This window comes from Micromonospora sp. NPDC051924, assembly GCF_055586005.1.
The window spans coordinates 79,313-95,766 of the sequence record NZ_JBVJJA010000025.1 but is presented as its reverse complement, the minus strand read 5'-3'; the positions used below and the strand labels follow the sequence as shown (position 1 = coordinate 95,766).

The following is a 16,454-nucleotide window of genomic DNA, read 5'->3' as shown; positions in this document are numbered from 1 at the left end:
CGGACCGGTGCGACTCCGGATGGACCGGAGGTTCGCCCGCTTCGCGAGGAACGCCGGATGTCGGGCCTGGCTGGGTGAGGCTGTCCGGATTGCCGGGGCCGAATTGTGCCGAGGGCCACACGATCACGGTGGGTGACGGGCGTTCCTCCTGCCTAGCCTCGTCGAATGCGTGACGACGGCACCCTCGACGACCAGTACGGCCTCGACGGCGCGATTGACCGTTCGGACGATACCCCCTCCACCGTCCGGTCAACCGACTCCGTGGAGACCTCCACTCCCCGACGTTCCCTCCGTACCCGCCTGAGCGGGCTCGCTAACCCCTTCGCCGCCCGTCCCGGCCGGACGAAGCTGGCGGTGGCCACCGGCGCGGTCTGCTGCCTCGGCCTGGTCGGGTTCAGCCAGGTGGGGGTCGGCGGGGTCGGCGGCTCGACGAGCCCGGCGCCGTCGGCGCAGGAGGTCGCCCAGCGGGCGGCCCTCGACGCCGCCTCGCGCGGCATGGCGCGGCAGACGCCCGCCCCGGCCACCCCGACCGCCAGCCCCACCGCCACCGCCACCGCCACCCCGGTGGCGACGAAGAAGCCCAAGCCGAAGGCCAAGCCCAAGCCCAAGCCGAAGCGGATCGTCCCGGTCGCCGGGCTGGATCAGGACCAGATGGACAACGCCAAGAAGATCGTGCAGGCCGGCCGGGAGATGGGCGTGCCGCGGCGCGGGTTGGTGATCGCGGTGGCCACCGCGATGCAGGAGAGCAACCTCTACAACTACGCCAGCGGCGTGCTGCCCGAGTCGCAGAACTACCCGCACCAGGCCATCGGCTGGGACCACGACTCGGTCGGGCTGTTCCAGCAGCGGCCGAGCAGCGGCTGGGGCACGGTCGAGGAGCTGATGGACCCGGAGTTCGCGACCAAGGCGTTCCTCTCCGTCCTGGTGCAGATCCCCGGCTGGCAGGACATGGCGCTCACGGATGCCGCCCAGGCCGTGCAGGTCTCCGCGTTCCCGTGGGCGTACGCCCAGCACGAGTGGCGGGCCACCGAGGTCGTCGACGCGATCCTGAGCTGACCGGACGCCCGGGGCGGCCACTGTGGGCGGTTGCCCGGTGGTCGGCCCGGGTATCAGCGGGTTGCCGGTCCCGGGTACACATGATGAGGGACCGCGGACGGGAGGACGACATGTCACTGATGCAACGGATCAGCGCCTTCCTGCGGTCGCCGCGCGGTCAGCAGCTGGTCGAACGCGGCCGGCGGGAGCTGGCCAAGCCGGAGAACCAGCAACGGCTCAAGCAGCTCGCCACCCGGCTGTCCAGCCGCCGGCGCTGACCGCTCCGCCCCCGCAGTACGAGCCCCGGGAGCCCCACGTGACCGACTCCGCCCCCGTCGACGGCGAGAACACCGTCCCGCCGCAGCCGGCCGCGCCCCAGGACGCCCCCGAAGCGCCGCCGGCCACCCTCTGGGACCGGATGCGGGACGACCCGCAGTACGCCCCGGAGCACCTGGCGCTGGAGGCGGTGCGGCGGCTCGGACCGGAGGCGGCGCAGTGGGCCGCCCGGGAGCGGGCGCACCGGCCCGAAATCTCCGGCGAGGAACTGGCCGACCAGGCCGTCCGCAAGTTCGTCAACCACGCCCGGCTCTCCGGAGCGGTCTCCGGCGCGGCCGGGCTGCCCGGCGCGGTGCTCGACGTCGGGGTGCTGGCCTGGACCCAGGCCCGGCTGGTGCTGCACGTCGCCGCCGCGTACGGGGTCGACCCGGTGCACCCCGACCGGGCCACCGACCTGCTGGTGCTGCAGAAGGTGCACAAGGTCGCCGAGAGCGCCCGGCTCGCCCTCGGGGTGGCCGCCGGGCGGGAGCGCGCCGGCGCGCTCTTCGGCATGGCCGGGGAGCGCCCGCTGGGGCGGGTGATGGTGCAGCTCGGCATCCGGCTGGCCCAGATGGCCGGGGTACGCGCGGCGAAGCGGATCTTCGCCAAGGTGGTGCCCGGTGCCGCGATCATCCTCGGCACCTGGGCCAACTCCTCGGCCACCAAGGACCTCGCCGAGCGGGCCCGGGCCCTCTACCGGGGCGGCCCGGGCAACCTGCCCCAGCAGCGCCGGTCCTGAGCCGGGGTCAGTCGTCCACCCAGCGGGCGACACCCCAGGTCACCCCGGCGAGCCGGGCCTGCCCGGAGGCGTTCGGGTGGAACCAGTCCAGGCTGTTCACCTGGTCCAGGTCGAACCGGGCCCGGTGGACCGCGCCGCCGTCCCACCGGCACCGGGCCCCGTCTGCCCGGCAGGCCGCGCGGAGCTGGTCGTTGTAGTCCTCGATCCGCTCCCGGAACCGGGCCCGCCGGGCCACCGCCGCCGCGGACGTGGCGGTCGCGTCGGCCAGCAGCGCCGGGCAGACCCCGTGCGCCCAGGCCCGTGCCGCCCGCTGGTCGGTGTGGCCGACCTGCCAGAGTCGGTACAGGTCGGGGATGCTGACCACCAGGACCCGGGCCTTCGGGCGGCCGGCCCGCAGCCTGCGCAGGCCGGCGTCGACCTGGGTGCGGAAGGTGGCCACCGGGGTCATCGCGTCCACGCTGGCCTGGCAGGCGTCGTTCGCCCCGACCAGCACCGTGACGAGGTCGGCCCGGTCCCGGACCGCCGCGGCCGCCTGCCCGGTCAGCGCCCGGGCCCGGGCACCCGGCGCCGCCCGGTTTACCGCCCGCAGCGCCGGGTCGCGCTCGCGCAGCCGCCGGTAGTGGCTGTCCACCCGGACGCTGGTGCCGGTGGACCAGGAGTTCCGTTCGCAGCTCACCAGCACCAGGCAGGAGCCGAACCCGGTGCTGATCGAGTCGCCCAGCGCGACCAGCACGGCGGGTCCGCCGGGGCGAGCGCTGCCGGACGGTCGGGGTGACGCGGAACCGGCGCCGTCGCAGGCGAGGGCGACCAGCGCCACCAGGCAGGCCAGCGCGCTGAGCCAACGTCGAGACATCCCGTCCCCCGTCCGGCGGCGTGCAGCAGCGCGTCGACCTTATGCACACCCACCGTGACGCCGGGACTTCTGTCGACTTTCCGGCATCGACAGCCGTCGTTCACATTCGCGTGTTACGTCGCCACGGCGCCGGCTGGCCGTGCAACCACCAGTGCAGCGCCCGGGTGATCCGGGGCAGCACCAGGTAGGTCATCAGCGGGGTCAGGCAGAGCGTCATGAGCAGCGTGCGCACCGCCAGCGGCACGTCGGCGATGAACCGGGCGGTGAGCAGGGTCGCGGTCAGGCTCAGCGGGAAGAACGCCAGCCAGATGGTCACCGCCTGCTTCCAACGGGGCGGGGCCGCCGGCACGGCCGGCTCGGCGTCGCCCGCGACGAACGTCTCGACCACGTGGTCCACCGGCGGATCGAACCAGCCCTCGATCCCGGTCCGCCGCTCGATCCGGGTGTGCTCGACGATGCCCTGCGCCGAACTCAGCCACCAGTTCCGCTGCGGCGACTCCTCCCAGCGGCGCAGGGTCTCGGCGTCGGCGAAGCGGTACATGACGTGCCACTCCGGCGACCCGGGGGCGCTCTGCACGAAGCCGGCACCGAGGAATCCCGGGAACGACTCGGCCAGCGCCGTACCGGCCCGCATCCACGCCACCATCTCGTCGGTCCGCGCCGGGTCGGCGCGCCGGGCGACGGCGACGGTGACGGGAACCGCCTGCGTCGTGGTCATGCCTCATCCTCTCCGCCGTCGCCGGGATCGGTCCGGTCGTGGCAGACCGGTGTAACGCACCGGTGCGGCGGCGGCATCCGCCGAGTACCCGGTCCGTGTCCGGGATCACCGGGCCGGCGGGCGCTCCCCGGCGGCAACCGGTTAGGGCCGCCCGAGCGGGGGTAGCCGGAAGGAATGACCCGATCACAGCCCCGCCGCCGGGTCAACGCCGCGTACAGCGCGCTGAACCTGCGGCTCGTGCTCGCCACCTTCGGCCTGGTCACCATGACCCTCTTCGCCGTGGTCGCCTTCTGGGCGCACCTGGCCTGGCTCGGCGTCGTCTGCGCGGTCCTCGCCGTGGTGGCCGTGGTCGACCTCGTCGTCATCCAGCGCCGCCGCGCCGCCCGCCACCGGGAGGAGCCGGGCGTGCGGCACTCACTGTTCGAGTGACAGGAGTACGAGATGCCCATCGCCACCACCAATCCCGCCACCGGACAGGTGCTCAAGACGTACGACCCGATGTCGGACGAGCAGGTGGACGCCGCCATCGAGCGGGTCGACCTGGCCTTCCGGCAGTTGCACGGCACGACCGTCGCCCAGCGCGGGCAGTGGCTCACCGCCGCCGCCGACCTGCTGGAGGCCGAGCGCGACGAGACCGCCCGGCTGATGGCCACCGAGATGGGCAAGACGTACGCGGCCGCGAAGGCCGAGGTGACCAAGTGCGCCACCGCCTGCCGCTTCTACGCGGCCAACGCGGAGCGGATGCTCGCCGACGAACCCGCCGACGCCGCCGCCGTCACGGCGAAGCGGGCGTTCGTCCGCTACCAGCCGCTCGGCCCGGTCCTCGCGGTGATGCCGTGGAACTTCCCGCTCTGGCAGGTCATGCGGTTCGCCGCGCCGGCCCTGATGGCCGGCAACGTCGGCCTGCTCAAGCACGCCTCCAACGTGCCGCAGACCGCCCTCTATCTGGAGGACCTGTTCCGCCGCGCGGGCTTCCCCGAGGGCGCGTTCACCACCCTGCTGGTCGGCTCGGACGCCGTCGACCGGATCCTCGGCGACCCCCGGGTCCGGGCCGCCACCCTGACCGGCAGCGAGGGCGCCGGCCGGTCGATCGCGCAGAGCGCCGGCCGGGAACTGAAGAAGACCGTGCTGGAGCTCGGCGGCAGCGACCCGTTCGTGGTGATGCCCTCGGCCGACCTGGACAAGGCCGCCGAGGTGGCCACCACCGCCCGCTGCCAGAACAACGGGCAGTCCTGCATCGCCGCCAAGCGGTTCATCGTGCACACCGACGTCTTCGACGCCTTCGCCGAGAAGTTCGCCGCCCGGATGTCAGCGCTGCGCGTCGGCGACCCCATGGACGACGACACCGACGTCGGCCCGCTGGCCACCGACCGGGGCCGGGACGAGGTGCACGAGCAGGTGCAGGACGCCGTCGACAACGGCGCCACGATCCTCTGCGGCGGCGAGAAACCGGCCGGGGACGGCTGGTTCTACCCGCCGACCGTGGTCACCGACCTGCGGCCGGGCATGCGGATGTGGGCCGAGGAGGTGTTCGGCCCGGTCGCCGGCCTCTACCGGGTGTCCTCGTACGAGGAGGCCATCGAGGTCGCCAACGGCACCAACTTCGGCCTCGGCTCCAACGCCTGGACCACCGACCCGGCCGAGCAGGAGCGCTTCGCCACCGATCTGGACGCCGGTAGCGTCTTCATCAACGGCATGACCACGTCCTATCCGGACCTGCCGTTCGGCGGGGTGAAGAACTCCGGCTACGGCCGCGAGCTGTCGGCCCTGGGCATGCGGGAGTTCTGCAACACCAAGACCGTCTGGATCGGCGAAGGCCGGGCCGGCCCCGGCGCCGGGGCGCACGCCGAGTAGTCGCGATTGGCCGGACACCGTCATGGGTAGGAGGTGCGCCCATGACGGTGTTCGGCTTCCACGCGTCCCACGAGCAGATCCACCCGGCCCGGCTGCTGGAGGCGGTCGTGCACGCCGAACGCGCCGGATTCGGCGCCGCGATGTCCTCGGACCACTTCTCGCCGTGGAGCGCCCGGCAGGGCCACTCAGGCTTCGCCTGGTCCTGGTTGGGCGCTGCGCTCCAGGCCACCAACCTGCCGTTCGGCGTGGTCAACGCGCCCGGCCAGCGGTACCACCCGGCGATCGTCGCGCAGGCCATCGGCACCCTCGCCGCCATGTACCCGGGCCGGTTCTGGGCCGCGCTGGGCACCGGCGAGGCGAGCAACGAGCACATCACCGGTGACCCCTGGCCCCGCAAGGACGTCCGCGCCGCCCGGCTGCGCGAGTGCGTCGACGTGATCCGGGCGCTGCTCGCCGGTGAGGAGGTCAGCCACGACGGCCTGGTGACCGTGGACCGGGCCCGGCTGTGGACCCGGCCCGAGCAACCGCCGGCCCTCATCGGGGCGGCGGTCAGCGTGGCGACCGCGCGCTGGTGCGCCGAGTGGGCCGACGGCCTGATCACCGTCAACGCCCCGGCGGAGCACCTGCGCCGGATGGTCGACGCGTACCGGGACGCCGGCGGGCGCGGGCCGCTGCACCTGCAGGTGCACGTCAGCTGGGCGCGCGAGCAGGCCGAGGCCGAGGCGATCGCGTACGACCAGTGGCGCAGCAACGTCTTCGCCCCGCCGGTCTGCTGGGACCTGGAGCTGGCCGACCACTTCGACGTGGTCAGCGCGGACGTGCCGATGGCGAAGGTGACCTCCGTGGTCAACGTCTCCGCCGACCTGGGCCGGCACGTCGGCTGGCTGGAGGAGTACGTCGAGCTGGGCTTCGACCAGATCGCCCTGCACCACGTCGGTCAGGAGCAGCGGGCCTTCATCGACGCGTTCGGTGCGGAGGTGCTGCCGAAACTGCGCCCTGCGGGTTGATCACGCCGGAAACGCGGGCCGCCTAGGCTCGTACCCCATGGAAGCTCTGTTCGAGGTCGTGGTCTTTCTCGCGATCGCCACGTTCGGCGCCGCCCTGGCCCGGCGGCTCGGCCTGCTCGCCCCGATCCTGCTGGTGGTGCTCGGCCTCGGCCTGTCCTTCCTGCCGTTCGTCCCGCAGGTGCGGCTCGACCCGACCCTGGTGCTGGTGGGCATCCTGCCCCCGCTGCTCTACGTGGCGGCCCTGAAGACCTCGGTGCCGGCGTTCCGGCTGAACCTGCGGCCGATCCTGCTGCTCGCCGTCGGGCTGGTCATCTTCAGCGCGTTCGTGGTGGGCACCGTCCTGTACCTGCTCCTGCCCGGCGTGCCGTACGCGATCTGCCTGGCCCTGGGCGCGGTGGTGGCGCCGCCCGACGCGGTCGCCGCCACCGCGGTGGCCCGCAAGGTCGGCCTGCCCCGGCGGATCGTGACCATCCTGGAGGGCGAGAGCCTGGTCAACGACGCCACCGCGCTGGTGCTGCTGCGGGTGGCGGTCGCCGCGGCCACCGCGGCCGGCGGTCACGTCGGGTTCGGCGAGGTGGCCCGCGAGGTGGTGGTCGCCGCCGGCGGCGGCATCCTCGTCGGCCTGCTCGGCGTGGTCGTCTTCGGCCACCTGCACAAGCGGATCACCGACGCGGTGCTGGACAACGCGCTGTCGCTGATCGTGCCGTTCGCGGTGGTCTTCGCCGCCGAGGAGATCCACGCCTCCGGGGTGGTCGCGGTGGTGGTGACCGGGCTGGGCATCGGGCACAAGCAGCCGCTGCTGATGTCCGCCGCCTCCCGGCTCCAGGTGAGCGCCTTCTGGAAGCTGATCCAGTTCCTGCTGGAGGGGCTGGTCTTCCTGCTGGTCGGGCTGCAACTGCGCGAGGTCCTCCGCGACCTGGACGAGCCGGTCGGTCGGCTGGTCGGGATCACCGCCGCGGTGCTGGCCGCCGTCGTGCTGAGCCGGTTCGTCTGGCTCTTCCCGGCCACCTACCTGGCCCGGCTGGTGCCGCGCGTCCGCCGCCGCGACCCGGCGCCGTCGGTGCGGGCCCCGCTCGTCATCGGCTGGGCCGGGATGCGCGGCGTGGTCACCCTGGCCGCCGCGCTCGCCCTCCCGCTCACCCTCGCCGACGGCCGCGCGTACCCGCGGCAGCTGTTCATCTGGCTGGCGTTCGCGGTGATCGTGGTCACCCTGGTCGCGCAGGGCGCCACCCTGCCGGCGGTGGCCCGCATGCTCAGGCTGCCCCCGGACGACCCGGTGCAGGACGCGCTCTCCGCCGCGGCCGTGCAGCAGCAGGCCGGCCGGGCGGCCCGGGAACGCCTGGAGGAGCTGGCCGAGGGGGCACCGGAAGCGGTCGTCGAGCGGCTGCGTGGGCTGGTGCAGAGCCGCACCAACCTGGCCTGGGAACGGCTCGGGGGCACCGAGCGGGAGACCCCCTCCCAGGCGTACGGTCGGCTGCGGCAGGAGATGATCGACGCCGAGCGGGAGGTCTTCCGGGCCGCCCGCGACTCCGGGCGGATCCCGGAGGAGGTGCTGGTCCGCGCCTATCGTGACCTGGACCTGGAGGAGTCGTTGCTGCGACAGGAGGACAAGGGATGAGCTGTCAGCACCTGGCCGAGGCCGGCGACGCCGAGCCGCAGACCACGACCGAGTGCCCGGACTGCGTCGCGGTCGGCAACGACGACTGGGTGCACCTGCGGGCCTGCCTGACCTGCGGGCACGTCGGCTGCTGCGACTCGTCGCCCTACCAGCACGCCAGCAAGCACTTCGAGAACACCGGGCACCCGGTGATGCGCTCGATCCAGCCGGGGGAGGCCTGGCGCTGGTGCTTCGTCGACGAGGAGATCGGCTGACCGGTCAGTCGAGCCGGCGGGCGAGGACCTGGCCGGGCCACGGCTCCCGGCCGGGCCGCTCGACGGTGAACGGGTCGGTGGCGGTGAAGCCGCAGCCCTCGTAGAAGCGGACCAACGCCCGGTCGTCGCCGCCGTAGCAGTCCACCCGCAGCAGCCCCACGCCGCGCTCGCGGGCCAGCTCCGCCGCGTACGCCAGCAGCCGCGCCCCGATCCCGTGGCCGGCGTACGCCCGGTCGGTGACCAGCAGGTTCACGTACAGCTCCGGTTCGGCGGCCGGCGGGACGTAGGAGGTGGCCTCGCCCACCACCAGCGCGCCCACGGCGTGGTCACCGAACATCGCCAGGTACAGCCCGCCGCCGGTGGCCCACGCCTCGGCCTGCGCGATCCGACGCGGGTCGGACGACGCCGGCTCGGTGCCCCACTGGCCGGTCCGGCCCCGCGCCACCAGCCAGGCGGTGGCGCTGTCGAGCAGCCGCAGCACGGTGGTGGCGTCGTCCGGGCCGCCCCGACGGATGGGGAGAGTCTGCTGGTCGGTCATGCCGCCATGCTGCTACACGGCGGCGGCCGGTCGATCATCGGCCACCGCCGGCTCGCCGGCCGCCCGGTTGGCGAGCGCCCACCGGGTCAGCGCCGGCGCCACCAGGCCGACACCCGTGAAGAGCGCGCCGAGCACCAGCCAGCCGGGCACCCCGCCGTGCAGCACCAGCACGGTGAGCAGCGCCGGGCCGACCGCGCGGGCCAGGCCCGCGAGCAGGCCGTCCGCGCCCTGGTACGCGCCGATCGCCGCCGATGGGGCCAGGTCGTAGGCGAGGCCCGCCGCGGCGGGGCCGTGCCACAGGTCGCCGAGCGTCCAGACCGCCGTGGCCAGCAGCAGCACCGCGACCGCCGGCCCGGTGGGCAGGCCGGCGGTGGCCGCGTAGAGCGGGGTCGCCGCCGCCAGCACCAGGCCGGCCCGGCGCAGCTTCCGGGCCGCCGGGGCGGCGGTGTCCGCGCCCCGGCTGAGCCGTACCGCCAGCAGCACGGTGAGCACCGTGTTGGTCAGCAGCACCGCCGAGACCACCGGCGGTGGCGCGCCGGCCCGGGTCACCGTCCACAGCGGCACCACGAGCGTGAGCGCCGTCAGGTGCAGGGCCAGCACCGCCGACGCCCCGCTGACGGCGAGGAACCGCCCGTCGCGCAGCGCGCCGCCGGCCCGGAACGCGCCGCGCCGGGCCGGCCGGCCGCCGGTCGCCGGCGGCTGGGCCGGCAGCCGCAGCAACAGCGCCGCCGAGAGCAGGTAGGTGGCGGCGTCCCCGACCACCAGCACCTGGTACGCCCGGTGGGTGTCCACGGCCAGTGCGATCCCGGCCAGCGCCGTGCCGACCGCGATGCCCAGGTTGGCGACCGCGCGCAGGGTGGCGAAGGCGTGCACCCGACCCTCGGGTCCGCCGACCGCGGCCACCAGCGCGGCCCGGACCGCCAGGTTGCCCGAGGTGAGCAGCGCGTCCAGCACCGCCACCGCGAGGAACACCGGAAATGAGTCGACCAGCAGGTACGCCGCCGCCACGACCGCCTGGCACACCTGGAGCAGGGCGCGCAGCGTACGCGGGTCGCGCCGGTCGGCCAGCGCGCCGAGCGGCACGCTCGCGGTGAGCCCGACCAGCCCGGCGACGGTGAGCCCGGCACCGACCGAGGCGGGGGAGAGGCCGACGTCCCGGGTCAGGTAGAGCGCGGACCCGGCCGTCCAGAGCCCCAGGCCGACCGTGTTGGCCAGGGTGGCCATTAAGAGGGCACGCAGGTGTCCCGGCGGCGGGATCGGCGACGTGCCGAACAGCCGGCGCCACCCACGCCGAGCTGCGACGTCCCCGTCGACGGCCATGCCATCGACCCTAGGCAGGTCCGCGCCGGCGTGGTTTCCCGACGGACGCGACGCCGGTCACACGGGACGGGCGAGCCGCTCCCACGGTTGCGGTACGCGTACCGCAGCCATGCCTGCCGCCGTCGCCGCCTGCACGCCCAGGTCGGTGTCCTCGAACACGAGGCAGTCCGTCGGGGCCACGCCCAGCCGCCGGGCGGCGAGCAGGAAACCTTCCGGGTCGGGCTTGGGCCGCGTGTAGTCCCCGGCGCAGACCAGCGTCTCGAACCGGTCGAGCAGGCCCAGCGCGGTGAGCGAGGCGGTGACCGACTCCCGGGTGCTCCCCGAGACGACCGCGAAGGGAACCCGCCCGTGGGCGTCCTCGATGTGCGCCAGCACCTCCGGAACGGCGGTCACCGCGGGCAGCCCGCGCTGGTAGAACGCCTCCTGGCGGCCTGCCACCAGCTCGACCGGCATGGCCAGTCCGTGGCGTTCGTTCAGGTCGGCGACGATGTCGGCGACCGGCCGGCCGCCCCAGGCGTAGAACAGTTCCTCGGGGAACTCGCAGCCCCACTCGTCCAGGGCCGACAGCCAGGCGGCGTGGTGCAGCGGCATCGAGTCGACGATGGTGCCGTCGCAGTCGAACAGGTACGCGCGGAAGCCGCCGGGCGGCAGAGGCAGGAGCACCGGTGCAGGTTACGGGAAATTCGCTGGCCGCCCCGTCACCCCTCTGCCAGGGTCCGAGCCGTGGAACCCAGCAGGTCCGCCCGGGCGGACGAGTTGACCGCCGTGCAGTGGATCGAGGTCGCCTCCGGCGCACCGTTCCGCGAGATCGGCATGACCGACGTCGCCGACATGCCGCCGCTGCCGCTGGAGGTGCTGGCCGCGGCCCAGGGTGAGGGTCGGCTCCGGGTCACCGTCGGCCCCCACGACCGCCCGGTCGCCTTCGTGGTGGTCGAGCTGGTGGACGGCTGCGCGCACGTGCAGCAGCTCAGCGTCGACCCCGCGTACGCCCGGCGGGGGATCGGGCGGCGGCTGCTCGACGACGTGGCCGCCTGGGCCGCCGGGCAGGGACTGCCGGCGCTGACGCTGACCACGTTCCGCAGCGTGCCGTGGAACGGACCGTACTACGCGCGCTGCGGCTTCCGGGAGCTGACCGGGGCGGAGGTCACCCCGGGGCTGGCCGGGCTGCTGGCGGCCGAGGCGGCGCTCGGGTTGGACCCGGCCGACCGGATCGCGATGCGCCGGCCGGTCGGCTGACCCGTCACCGCGCCGGCCCGCGAGCTGTCAGCGGCGACCGGGACGCGGGCCGCCGTACAGGTGCACCCGGTCGTCCCGGTCGCGGGCCCACCGGGCGTCGCGGCTGGTCCAGCGGACCACGATCCGCTGCACCACCAACCTGCTCACCGGCGCACCCCGACCAGCCGTTCGGTGGCGAGGCAGGAGACCAGGCAGCGTTCCTTGGCATCACCCAGCAGCCGGGCCGTCCAGTCGGTGCCGCCGCCGTCGCCGACCTCCAGCGTCCCGTCGGCCAGGGTGAGGCGCAGCGCGGCGCCGCGGTAGTAACCGCGCCCGCGTTGCCGTTCGGGCTCGTCGTGCAGCGTGATCCCGTCGGCGGTGAGGGCCGGCCGGACGGTGTCGGCGAGCCGTTCGCCGGCGACCCGGTCGAGGACCGTCACGTGCAGCCGGGGCCCGGCCGGCGACGCCAGGTCGGCGAGGACCCGGTGCCACCAGGTCAGGTGCCGGACGAGCAGCCGCGCCTCCGTGCGTCCCGACCCGGCGTCCCGGGCGCTGGACACCAGCGTGAAGAGCCGGAAGTGCGCCGAGGCGGCCGGCCCGAAGTCCTGCGCCCGCAGCACCCGCTGCACGGCGGCCAGGTGCACCTCGTCGCCGCGCCGTCGGCGTACGGCCGCCTCGACGGCCAGGGCGTTCGTCGGGTCGCTCACCACCTCGGTACCGCGCACCGTGCTGACGATCCGGTGCTGGCTGACCGGCGCGACGGCGGTGCAGGTGCCGAGCGGGGCGACGGGGGACAGTTCCACGCCCGCCACGTCGGCGGGCAGCAGCTCCCACAGCCGTGCCTCCACCCGGGTCACCGCGCGGGGGTCGACGTCGGCCGGGCGGACGAAGCGGTCCTCGCGCCAGCGCCGCAGCACGTCAGCCGGGCGGACGGTCGCGGCGCGGTCCCGGGCCACCGACAACAGCAGCGTGCGCAGGTCCGCCGCGGGCAGGCCGGCCAGCGCGGCGCGGGTGCCCGCCGGCAACGCCGCCCACACCCGACGCTCCGCGCCGGACATTTCGCCGTCGTCCATGGCCGCCACCATCGCGTACGCGCTCGCCGTGCGTCCACCGGGTTTCGTCCGGCCGACAGGTGGCGTCAACGCAGGCAGGGGTGACCTGTTTGATGGGGCAACAGTTGTTGGCCGACAAGATCCTGCTGGTAGCTTGATCAACAAATCGTCGTCCAATGGTCGGCCGCGGGGGGTTTCGGATGAGCGTGACGGCCGGGTTGCCTCTGTCCATTGAGGACAACGGGTGACCGTCATCAGGGTGATCGTCCTGCTGCTGTTCCTGCTCGCCCTGGCCATCCCGGTCTTCGCGCGGGCGGCGCACCGCGTCAACCGTGATCTGGAGATCCTCGCGGCCATGCCGGCCGCCGGAGACCCGGATCCCGACGAACCGGTGCCAGGGCCGGAGTGCCCGCACGACCCGACCCGCCTCCGGTTCGCCGGCCGACCGTCAGTGGGCGCCGCCGAGGTTGAGCACGACGACCCCGGCGACGACCAGGCCGGCGCCGACCACCTTCGCGAGGTTGAGCGGCTCGCCCAGGAAGGTCGCCCCGATCGCCATGATGGCTGCGGTGCCCAGCCCGGACCAGATCGCGTACGCGACGCCGACCGGGATCTCCTTGACTGCTAGGGCGAGCAGCCCGAACGCCGACAGATACGCCACCGCGAGCCCGAGCGTCGGCCAGAGCCGGGTGAAGCCGTCGGTGGCCTTGAGCAGGCTGGTCCCGATCACCTCGGCGGTGATCGCGCCGAGCAGGAAGAGGTACGCCATGCGCCCCGTCATACACTGCGCCATGCCGTTCGGCGCACAGCCCACCATGTCGGGGCAGCTCGTCGGGATGCGGCCACTCCGTCCGATCGACTTCGACGACCTGTACGCGGTGGCGCGGGACCCGCTGATCTGGGCGCAGCATCCTGTGCGGGACCGGCACCGGCGGGCGGTGTTCGCACAGTTCTTCGCGGAGTCCCTCGCCTGCGGCGGGGCGCTGACCGTCACCGCCGTCGGCGGCGAGGTCATCGGGTCGTCCCGGTTCCACGGCTACGACGCGGCGCGCAGCGAGGTCGAAATCGGTTGGACCTTCCTCGCCCGCGCGTACTGGGGCGGGGCGGCGAACGCCGAGCTCAAGGCCTTGATGGTGGGCCACGCGTTCTGCTTCGTCGAGCGGGTGGTCTTCATCGTCGGCCCGGAGAACCGGCGCTCGCAGCGCGCCTTGGAGAAGATCGGTGCGGTTCGGGCGGGCAGTCGACCGGACGCCGCGGGCCGGCCGAGCCTGCTGTACGAGCTGCGTCGTCCCTCGGCGGGCCGGCCGGCCTAGCGGCGGAAGCCCGGGAGCCCGGCGACGAACGCCTGCCAGGCGGCGGGAGGGAAGGCGAGGGTGCCGCCGGTGCGGTCCTTGGAGTCGCGGACGGCGACGACGCCGGGCAGGTTGTCGGCGACCTCGACGCAGTTGCCGCCGTTGGAGCTGCTGCGGGTGCTGGTGCGCCAGCGGGCGCCGGTCAGGTCAGCCATGGTCGCGCCTTCAGGAACTGGATGGTCTGGTCGCGCGGCAGCGCCACCGACCTGAGAGTGTCCCAGACCTGCCAGAGGGCGGCAACGTCCTTCGTGGTCCGCCCGGCCGCCTGGTCGTCCAGGTAGGCCACGTCGGCACGGTCGTCCGTGCTGGCGATGACGAACGCGCCGGCCTGGCCGGGGTGGAAGCCGGCGCGCAGCGGCAGCACGTGCAGCAGCACCCGGGGCCGCTGCGCCATGGCCACCAGGTGGTCGAGTTGCGGCTGCATGATCTCCGGTTCGCCCCGGCGCAGCGCGGCCTCGTCCACCACGAAGACGGTCAGCGGTGGCCGGGGCCGGTCGAAGACGGCGGCCTGCCGCGCGAGCCGGGCGGCGACGTAGCCCTCCACCGCGTCGTCGGCGAGCGGGCCGCTGCTCAGCACCGCGTGCGCGTACGCCTCGGTCTGGAGCAGGCCGGGCAGCACGGACGGCTCGAACGACCGGAGGGTGTCCGCCCGGCGCTCCACCTCGGCCCAGGGCAGGAACCAGACCGGCTCGCGGCGGCGGACCACGTCCGGCCAGAGTTCGCCCACTTCCCGGCCGAGCGCCCGGGACACCGCCGCCCGATGCCGGGGATGCGGGACGCGCCCGGGGTGACCCAGCGGGCGGCGGTTTTCGGGTCCACCCCGACCCGGTCGGCCAGGGACTCCGCCGTCTCGCCCGCCTCGGCCATGGCGATCCGCAGCGCCTCGTTCACACCCGCCTCCACACAGGACGTCCCGGACGTCCGCCGACCCTACCGCCACGCGGTGTGACCGTCTCGCGACGCGCGGAAGCATTCCGGTGAGCGGAACCGACGCCGTGGCCCGAACTGGCGGCGGGACCGCGGGCCGCCCGGACAACGGCGTCCGGGCGGCCCTCCATCGACCGTCGAGGAGGCCCCGTTGTTCCGGTTCCGCCGTCGTGACCCCCTCCCGCCCCCGCCCCGCGTCCCGCGTCCCCGCCCGGCCTGGGAGAACGCGCCCACCCAGGTCTTCCCGACCATGGCGCCCGGCCGGGCCGGCAGCCTGACCCCGGCCCAGCGGTGGCGGGCCGGCGGCTGGTGCCGCAACGCCGGTCCCGGGGGCGGGCGTCACGGCGCTGCGGGCGGACGGCATGACGCCGGCCCGGGCGGCGGGCGGCGTGCCGGCGGCCCCGGAGGCGGGGCCGCGTGAGCCGGCCGGCGCGACCGCACGTACCCATGCGGCCGCTGTGGCGGTGCCGGGCGTGCGGCGCGGAGTGGCCGTGCCAACCCGCGCGGCTGGCGCTGCTGGTCGAGTACCGCCACGACCGGACCGCGCTGCTGGTCTACCTCGGCACCCTGATGCAGGAGGCCGGCGACCACCTCGCCCAGCTCAACGCCCACACCCGTCCGCCCGCCCTGACCGACCGCTTCCTCACCTGGGCCCGCGCCCGTGGCCAGGACCCCACGCCGCCCTGACCGTGCGACAACTTCGGGGAAGTTGCTGCCTCCGCGACCGGTGGTGGCAGCAACTTCCCCGAAGTTGCTGCCACCGAGAGGTGGGAGCGTTTCCGGCGGGGTGTTTTCAGGATGGCCTGTCAATCGGCTTGGCCCGATGCGCTGCGGGGCGGGCCGACAGTGAGATTCGCCGCGCCAGGCAGCATCGTCCTGATCTCCTAGAGACAACTGATGCCTTCGCCTGGCAGGCTGCCTCCCATGACCCTGAAGCTTCGTTCCGTGGGGGCGAGCGACCGAGGGCTGATCCGCAGCGGGAACCAGGACGCGCTCCACGCCGGCAGCTGGCTCGTCGCCGTCGCCGACGGCATGGGCGGCATGGCGGCCGGTGATCTGGCCAGCCGGATCGCCATCGACGCGGTGGCCCCACTCGACGTGGAGACCCCGGAGGACGCGCTGGTCGCCGCCCTGCAGAGCGGCATCGAGCTGGCCACCGCGGGGATCCGGCGAGCCGTCGAGGAGGACCCGGAACGCCAGGGCATGGGCACCACACTGACCGGACTGCTCTTCGCCCGCACCGGCAGCTGCCTGGCCCTGGCGCACGTCGGCGACTCCCGGGCCTACCTGTTCCGAGAGGGCGTGCTGAAGCAGGTCACCCGCGACGACACGTTCGTGCAGATGCTGGTCGACCAGGGCGTGATCACCCCGGAGCAGGCGAGCAGCCACCCCCGCCGGGCCGTGGTCACCCAGGCGTTGCAGGGCGACGAGGTCTCCCCGGCGTACGCGACCATGGTGCCCCGGGCGGGCGACCGCTGGCTGCTGTGCAGTGACGGCCTCTCCAACGTGGTCCGCGCGGACACGCTGGCCGAGGTGCTCGGCGGATACGCCGACCGGGAGGCGTGCGCGGCCAAGCTCATCGACCTGGCGTTGCGGGCCGGCGGCCCGGACAACGTGACCGTGCTGATCGCCGACGTGGTGGACGAGCCGGCCTGAG

Annotated in this window: 20 protein-coding genes and 1 pseudogene; 12 read left to right on the top strand and 9 right to left on the bottom strand. The window is 74.3% G+C overall.

The features are described 5' to 3' along the window. Window positions 1-165 precede the first annotated feature (165 nt). The 3 genes from ACZ6S5_RS20765 to ACZ6S5_RS20755 all read left to right on the top strand — a co-directional run bounded on the left by ACZ6S5_RS20765 (window position 166) and on the right by ACZ6S5_RS20755 (window position 2,089). On the top strand, window positions 166-1,056 hold the full coding sequence (locus ACZ6S5_RS20765) for a peptidase M23 (RefSeq protein WP_466002734.1): 891 nt from the start codon (window positions 166-168) through the stop codon (window positions 1,054-1,056). A gap of 110 nt (window positions 1,057-1,166) precedes the next feature. Next, window positions 1,167-1,313 (top strand): hypothetical protein, encoded by a 147-nt coding sequence (locus tag ACZ6S5_RS20760; RefSeq protein ID WP_466002732.1) that lies wholly within the window; start codon window positions 1,167-1,169, stop codon window positions 1,311-1,313. A gap of 38 nt (window positions 1,314-1,351) precedes the next feature. Further along, window positions 1,352-2,089 (top strand): EcsC family protein, encoded by a 738-nt coding sequence (locus ACZ6S5_RS20755; protein ID WP_466002730.1) that lies wholly within the window; start codon window positions 1,352-1,354, stop codon window positions 2,087-2,089. Window positions 2,090-2,096: 7 nt separating this feature from the next. Here ACZ6S5_RS20755 and ACZ6S5_RS20750 read toward each other — a convergent pair whose 3' ends face one another. Both ACZ6S5_RS20750 and ACZ6S5_RS20745 read right to left on the bottom strand, forming a co-directional pair. After that, complete coding sequence (locus ACZ6S5_RS20750) at window positions 2,097-2,942, bottom strand: GDSL-type esterase/lipase family protein (RefSeq protein WP_466002728.1); 846 nt, start codon at window positions 2,940-2,942, stop codon at window positions 2,097-2,099. Between the two features lie 100 nt (window positions 2,943-3,042). After that, window positions 3,043-3,660 carry an antibiotic biosynthesis monooxygenase gene (locus tag ACZ6S5_RS20745; RefSeq protein ID WP_466002726.1) on the bottom strand — a complete coding sequence of 206 codons (618 nt, stop codon included), beginning with the start codon at window positions 3,658-3,660 and terminating at the stop codon, window positions 3,043-3,045. Window positions 3,661-3,834: 174 nt separating this feature from the next. Between ACZ6S5_RS20745 and ACZ6S5_RS20740 the strand changes: the two genes are divergently transcribed. The 5 genes from ACZ6S5_RS20740 to ACZ6S5_RS20720 are packed head-to-tail and all read left to right on the top strand — an operon-like array spanning window position 3,835 to window position 8,393. Continuing rightward, window positions 3,835-4,089: a DUF6343 family protein gene (locus ACZ6S5_RS20740; protein ID WP_466002724.1), complete on the top strand. Its 255-nt coding sequence runs from the start codon at window positions 3,835-3,837 to the stop codon at window positions 4,087-4,089. Window positions 4,090-4,101: 12 nt separating this feature from the next. Further along, window positions 4,102-5,514 carry an NADP-dependent succinic semialdehyde dehydrogenase gene (locus tag ACZ6S5_RS20735; RefSeq protein ID WP_466002722.1) on the top strand — a complete coding sequence of 471 codons (1,413 nt, stop codon included), beginning with the start codon at window positions 4,102-4,104 and terminating at the stop codon, window positions 5,512-5,514. A gap of 41 nt (window positions 5,515-5,555) precedes the next feature. After that, complete coding sequence (locus ACZ6S5_RS20730; protein WP_466002720.1) at window positions 5,556-6,521, top strand: TIGR03885 family FMN-dependent LLM class oxidoreductase; 966 nt, start codon at window positions 5,556-5,558, stop codon at window positions 6,519-6,521. Window positions 6,522-6,558: 37 nt separating this feature from the next. Beyond that, window positions 6,559-8,139 (top strand): Na+/H+ antiporter, encoded by a 1,581-nt coding sequence (locus tag ACZ6S5_RS20725; RefSeq protein WP_466002718.1) that lies wholly within the window; start codon window positions 6,559-6,561, stop codon window positions 8,137-8,139. After that, a complete protein-coding gene (locus ACZ6S5_RS20720) occupies window positions 8,136-8,393 on the top strand; it encodes a UBP-type zinc finger domain-containing protein (RefSeq protein ID WP_466002716.1) in 258 nt (85 codons plus the stop codon). The genes ACZ6S5_RS20725 and ACZ6S5_RS20720 overlap by 4 nt, the downstream gene beginning before the upstream one ends. A 4-nt stretch (window positions 8,394-8,397) precedes the next feature. Here ACZ6S5_RS20720 and ACZ6S5_RS20715 read toward each other — a convergent pair whose 3' ends face one another. The 3 genes from ACZ6S5_RS20715 to ACZ6S5_RS20705 form a co-directional block, all read right to left on the bottom strand. Further along, on the bottom strand, window positions 8,398-8,931 hold the full coding sequence (locus ACZ6S5_RS20715; RefSeq protein ID WP_466002714.1) for a GNAT family N-acetyltransferase: 534 nt from the start codon (window positions 8,929-8,931) through the stop codon (window positions 8,398-8,400). A 12-nt stretch (window positions 8,932-8,943) separates the two neighbouring features. After that, on the bottom strand, window positions 8,944-10,155 hold the full coding sequence (locus ACZ6S5_RS20710; RefSeq protein WP_466002712.1) for an MFS transporter: 1,212 nt from the start codon (window positions 10,153-10,155) through the stop codon (window positions 8,944-8,946). A 153-nt stretch (window positions 10,156-10,308) separates the two neighbouring features. After that, complete coding sequence (locus ACZ6S5_RS20705) at window positions 10,309-10,914, bottom strand: HAD family hydrolase (RefSeq protein ID WP_466002710.1); 606 nt, start codon at window positions 10,912-10,914, stop codon at window positions 10,309-10,311. Between the two features lie 60 nt (window positions 10,915-10,974). On the opposite strand from ACZ6S5_RS20705, the gene ACZ6S5_RS20700 reads away from it, so the two are divergent. Beyond that, window positions 10,975-11,487 (top strand): GNAT family N-acetyltransferase, encoded by a 513-nt coding sequence (locus tag ACZ6S5_RS20700; RefSeq protein ID WP_466002708.1) that lies wholly within the window; start codon window positions 10,975-10,977, stop codon window positions 11,485-11,487. A 143-nt stretch (window positions 11,488-11,630) separates the two neighbouring features. Here the strand turns inward: ACZ6S5_RS20700 and ACZ6S5_RS20695 are convergent, their stop codons facing one another. Both ACZ6S5_RS20695 and ACZ6S5_RS20690 read right to left on the bottom strand, forming a co-directional pair. Further along, window positions 11,631-12,539 carry a hypothetical protein gene (locus ACZ6S5_RS20695; RefSeq protein WP_466002706.1) on the bottom strand — a complete coding sequence of 303 codons (909 nt, stop codon included), beginning with the start codon at window positions 12,537-12,539 and terminating at the stop codon, window positions 11,631-11,633. 427 nt (window positions 12,540-12,966) lie between these two features. Continuing rightward, window positions 12,967-13,287, bottom strand: coding sequence for a DMT family transporter (locus tag ACZ6S5_RS20690; protein WP_466002704.1), 321 nt, complete (start codon window positions 13,285-13,287; stop codon window positions 12,967-12,969). Between the two features lie 22 nt (window positions 13,288-13,309). Between ACZ6S5_RS20690 and ACZ6S5_RS20685 the strand changes: the two genes are divergently transcribed. After that, window positions 13,310-13,831 (top strand): GNAT family N-acetyltransferase, encoded by a 522-nt coding sequence (locus tag ACZ6S5_RS20685; RefSeq protein WP_466002772.1) that lies wholly within the window; start codon window positions 13,310-13,312, stop codon window positions 13,829-13,831. On the opposite strand, the gene ACZ6S5_RS20680 is transcribed toward ACZ6S5_RS20685, so the two are convergent. Together ACZ6S5_RS20680 and ACZ6S5_RS20675 are read right to left on the bottom strand one after the other, a co-directional pair. Then, window positions 13,828-14,025 (bottom strand): DUF397 domain-containing protein, encoded by a 198-nt coding sequence (locus tag ACZ6S5_RS20680; protein ID WP_466002702.1) that lies wholly within the window; start codon window positions 14,023-14,025, stop codon window positions 13,828-13,830. The two genes, ACZ6S5_RS20685 and ACZ6S5_RS20680, sit on opposite strands and share 4 nt — an antisense overlap. After that, window positions 14,013-14,737, bottom strand: a pseudogene (locus ACZ6S5_RS20675) (Scr1 family TA system antitoxin-like transcriptional regulator). Before ACZ6S5_RS20675 ends, ACZ6S5_RS20680 begins: the two are co-directional and overlap by 13 nt. A 477-nt stretch (window positions 14,738-15,214) precedes the next feature. Here ACZ6S5_RS20675 and ACZ6S5_RS20670 point away from each other — a divergent pair. Together ACZ6S5_RS20670 and ACZ6S5_RS20665 are read left to right on the top strand one after the other, a co-directional pair. Continuing rightward, window positions 15,215-15,484: a flavin reductase gene (locus ACZ6S5_RS20670; RefSeq protein ID WP_466002700.1), complete on the top strand. Its 270-nt coding sequence runs from the start codon at window positions 15,215-15,217 to the stop codon at window positions 15,482-15,484. Window positions 15,485-15,721: 237 nt separating this feature from the next. Then, window positions 15,722-16,453 (top strand): PP2C family protein-serine/threonine phosphatase, encoded by a 732-nt coding sequence (locus ACZ6S5_RS20665; protein ID WP_466002698.1) that lies wholly within the window; start codon window positions 15,722-15,724, stop codon window positions 16,451-16,453. Window position 16,454: the final 1 nt, after the last annotated feature.

What these genes read in the sequence shown, in the direction of transcription:
- ACZ6S5_RS20765 (WP_466002734.1), top strand. Translation starts at nt 166, where the DNA reads ATGCGTGACGACGGCACCCTCGACGACCAGTACGGCCTCGACGGCGCG.
- ACZ6S5_RS20760 (WP_466002732.1), top strand. Translation starts at nt 1,167, where the DNA reads ATGTCACTGATGCAACGGATCAGCGCCTTCCTGCGGTCGCCGCGCGGT.
- ACZ6S5_RS20750 (WP_466002728.1), bottom strand. Translation starts at nt 2,942, where the DNA reads ATGTCTCGACGTTGGCTCAGCGCGCTGGCCTGCCTGGTGGCGCTGGTC.
- ACZ6S5_RS20745 (WP_466002726.1), bottom strand. Translation starts at nt 3,660, where the DNA reads ATGACCACGACGCAGGCGGTTCCCGTCACCGTCGCCGTCGCCCGGCGC.
- ACZ6S5_RS20740 (WP_466002724.1), top strand. Translation starts at nt 3,835, where the DNA reads ATGACCCGATCACAGCCCCGCCGCCGGGTCAACGCCGCGTACAGCGCG.
- ACZ6S5_RS20735 (WP_466002722.1), top strand. Translation starts at nt 4,102, where the DNA reads ATGCCCATCGCCACCACCAATCCCGCCACCGGACAGGTGCTCAAGACG.
- ACZ6S5_RS20730 (WP_466002720.1), top strand. Translation starts at nt 5,556, where the DNA reads ATGACGGTGTTCGGCTTCCACGCGTCCCACGAGCAGATCCACCCGGCC.
- ACZ6S5_RS20725 (WP_466002718.1), top strand. Translation starts at nt 6,559, where the DNA reads ATGGAAGCTCTGTTCGAGGTCGTGGTCTTTCTCGCGATCGCCACGTTC.
- ACZ6S5_RS20720 (WP_466002716.1), top strand. Translation starts at nt 8,136, where the DNA reads ATGAGCTGTCAGCACCTGGCCGAGGCCGGCGACGCCGAGCCGCAGACC.
- ACZ6S5_RS20715 (WP_466002714.1), bottom strand. Translation starts at nt 8,931, where the DNA reads ATGACCGACCAGCAGACTCTCCCCATCCGTCGGGGCGGCCCGGACGAC.
- ACZ6S5_RS20710 (WP_466002712.1), bottom strand. Translation starts at nt 10,155, where the DNA reads ATGGCCACCCTGGCCAACACGGTCGGCCTGGGGCTCTGGACGGCCGGG.
- ACZ6S5_RS20695 (WP_466002706.1), bottom strand. Translation starts at nt 12,539, where the DNA reads ATGGACGACGGCGAAATGTCCGGCGCGGAGCGTCGGGTGTGGGCGGCG.
- ACZ6S5_RS20690 (WP_466002704.1), bottom strand. Translation starts at nt 13,287, where the DNA reads ATGGCGTACCTCTTCCTGCTCGGCGCGATCACCGCCGAGGTGATCGGG.
- ACZ6S5_RS20685 (WP_466002772.1), top strand. Translation starts at nt 13,310, where the DNA reads ATGCCGTTCGGCGCACAGCCCACCATGTCGGGGCAGCTCGTCGGGATG.
- ACZ6S5_RS20680 (WP_466002702.1), bottom strand. Translation starts at nt 14,025, where the DNA reads ATGGCTGACCTGACCGGCGCCCGCTGGCGCACCAGCACCCGCAGCAGC.
- ACZ6S5_RS20665 (WP_466002698.1), top strand. Translation starts at nt 15,722, where the DNA reads ATGACCCTGAAGCTTCGTTCCGTGGGGGCGAGCGACCGAGGGCTGATC.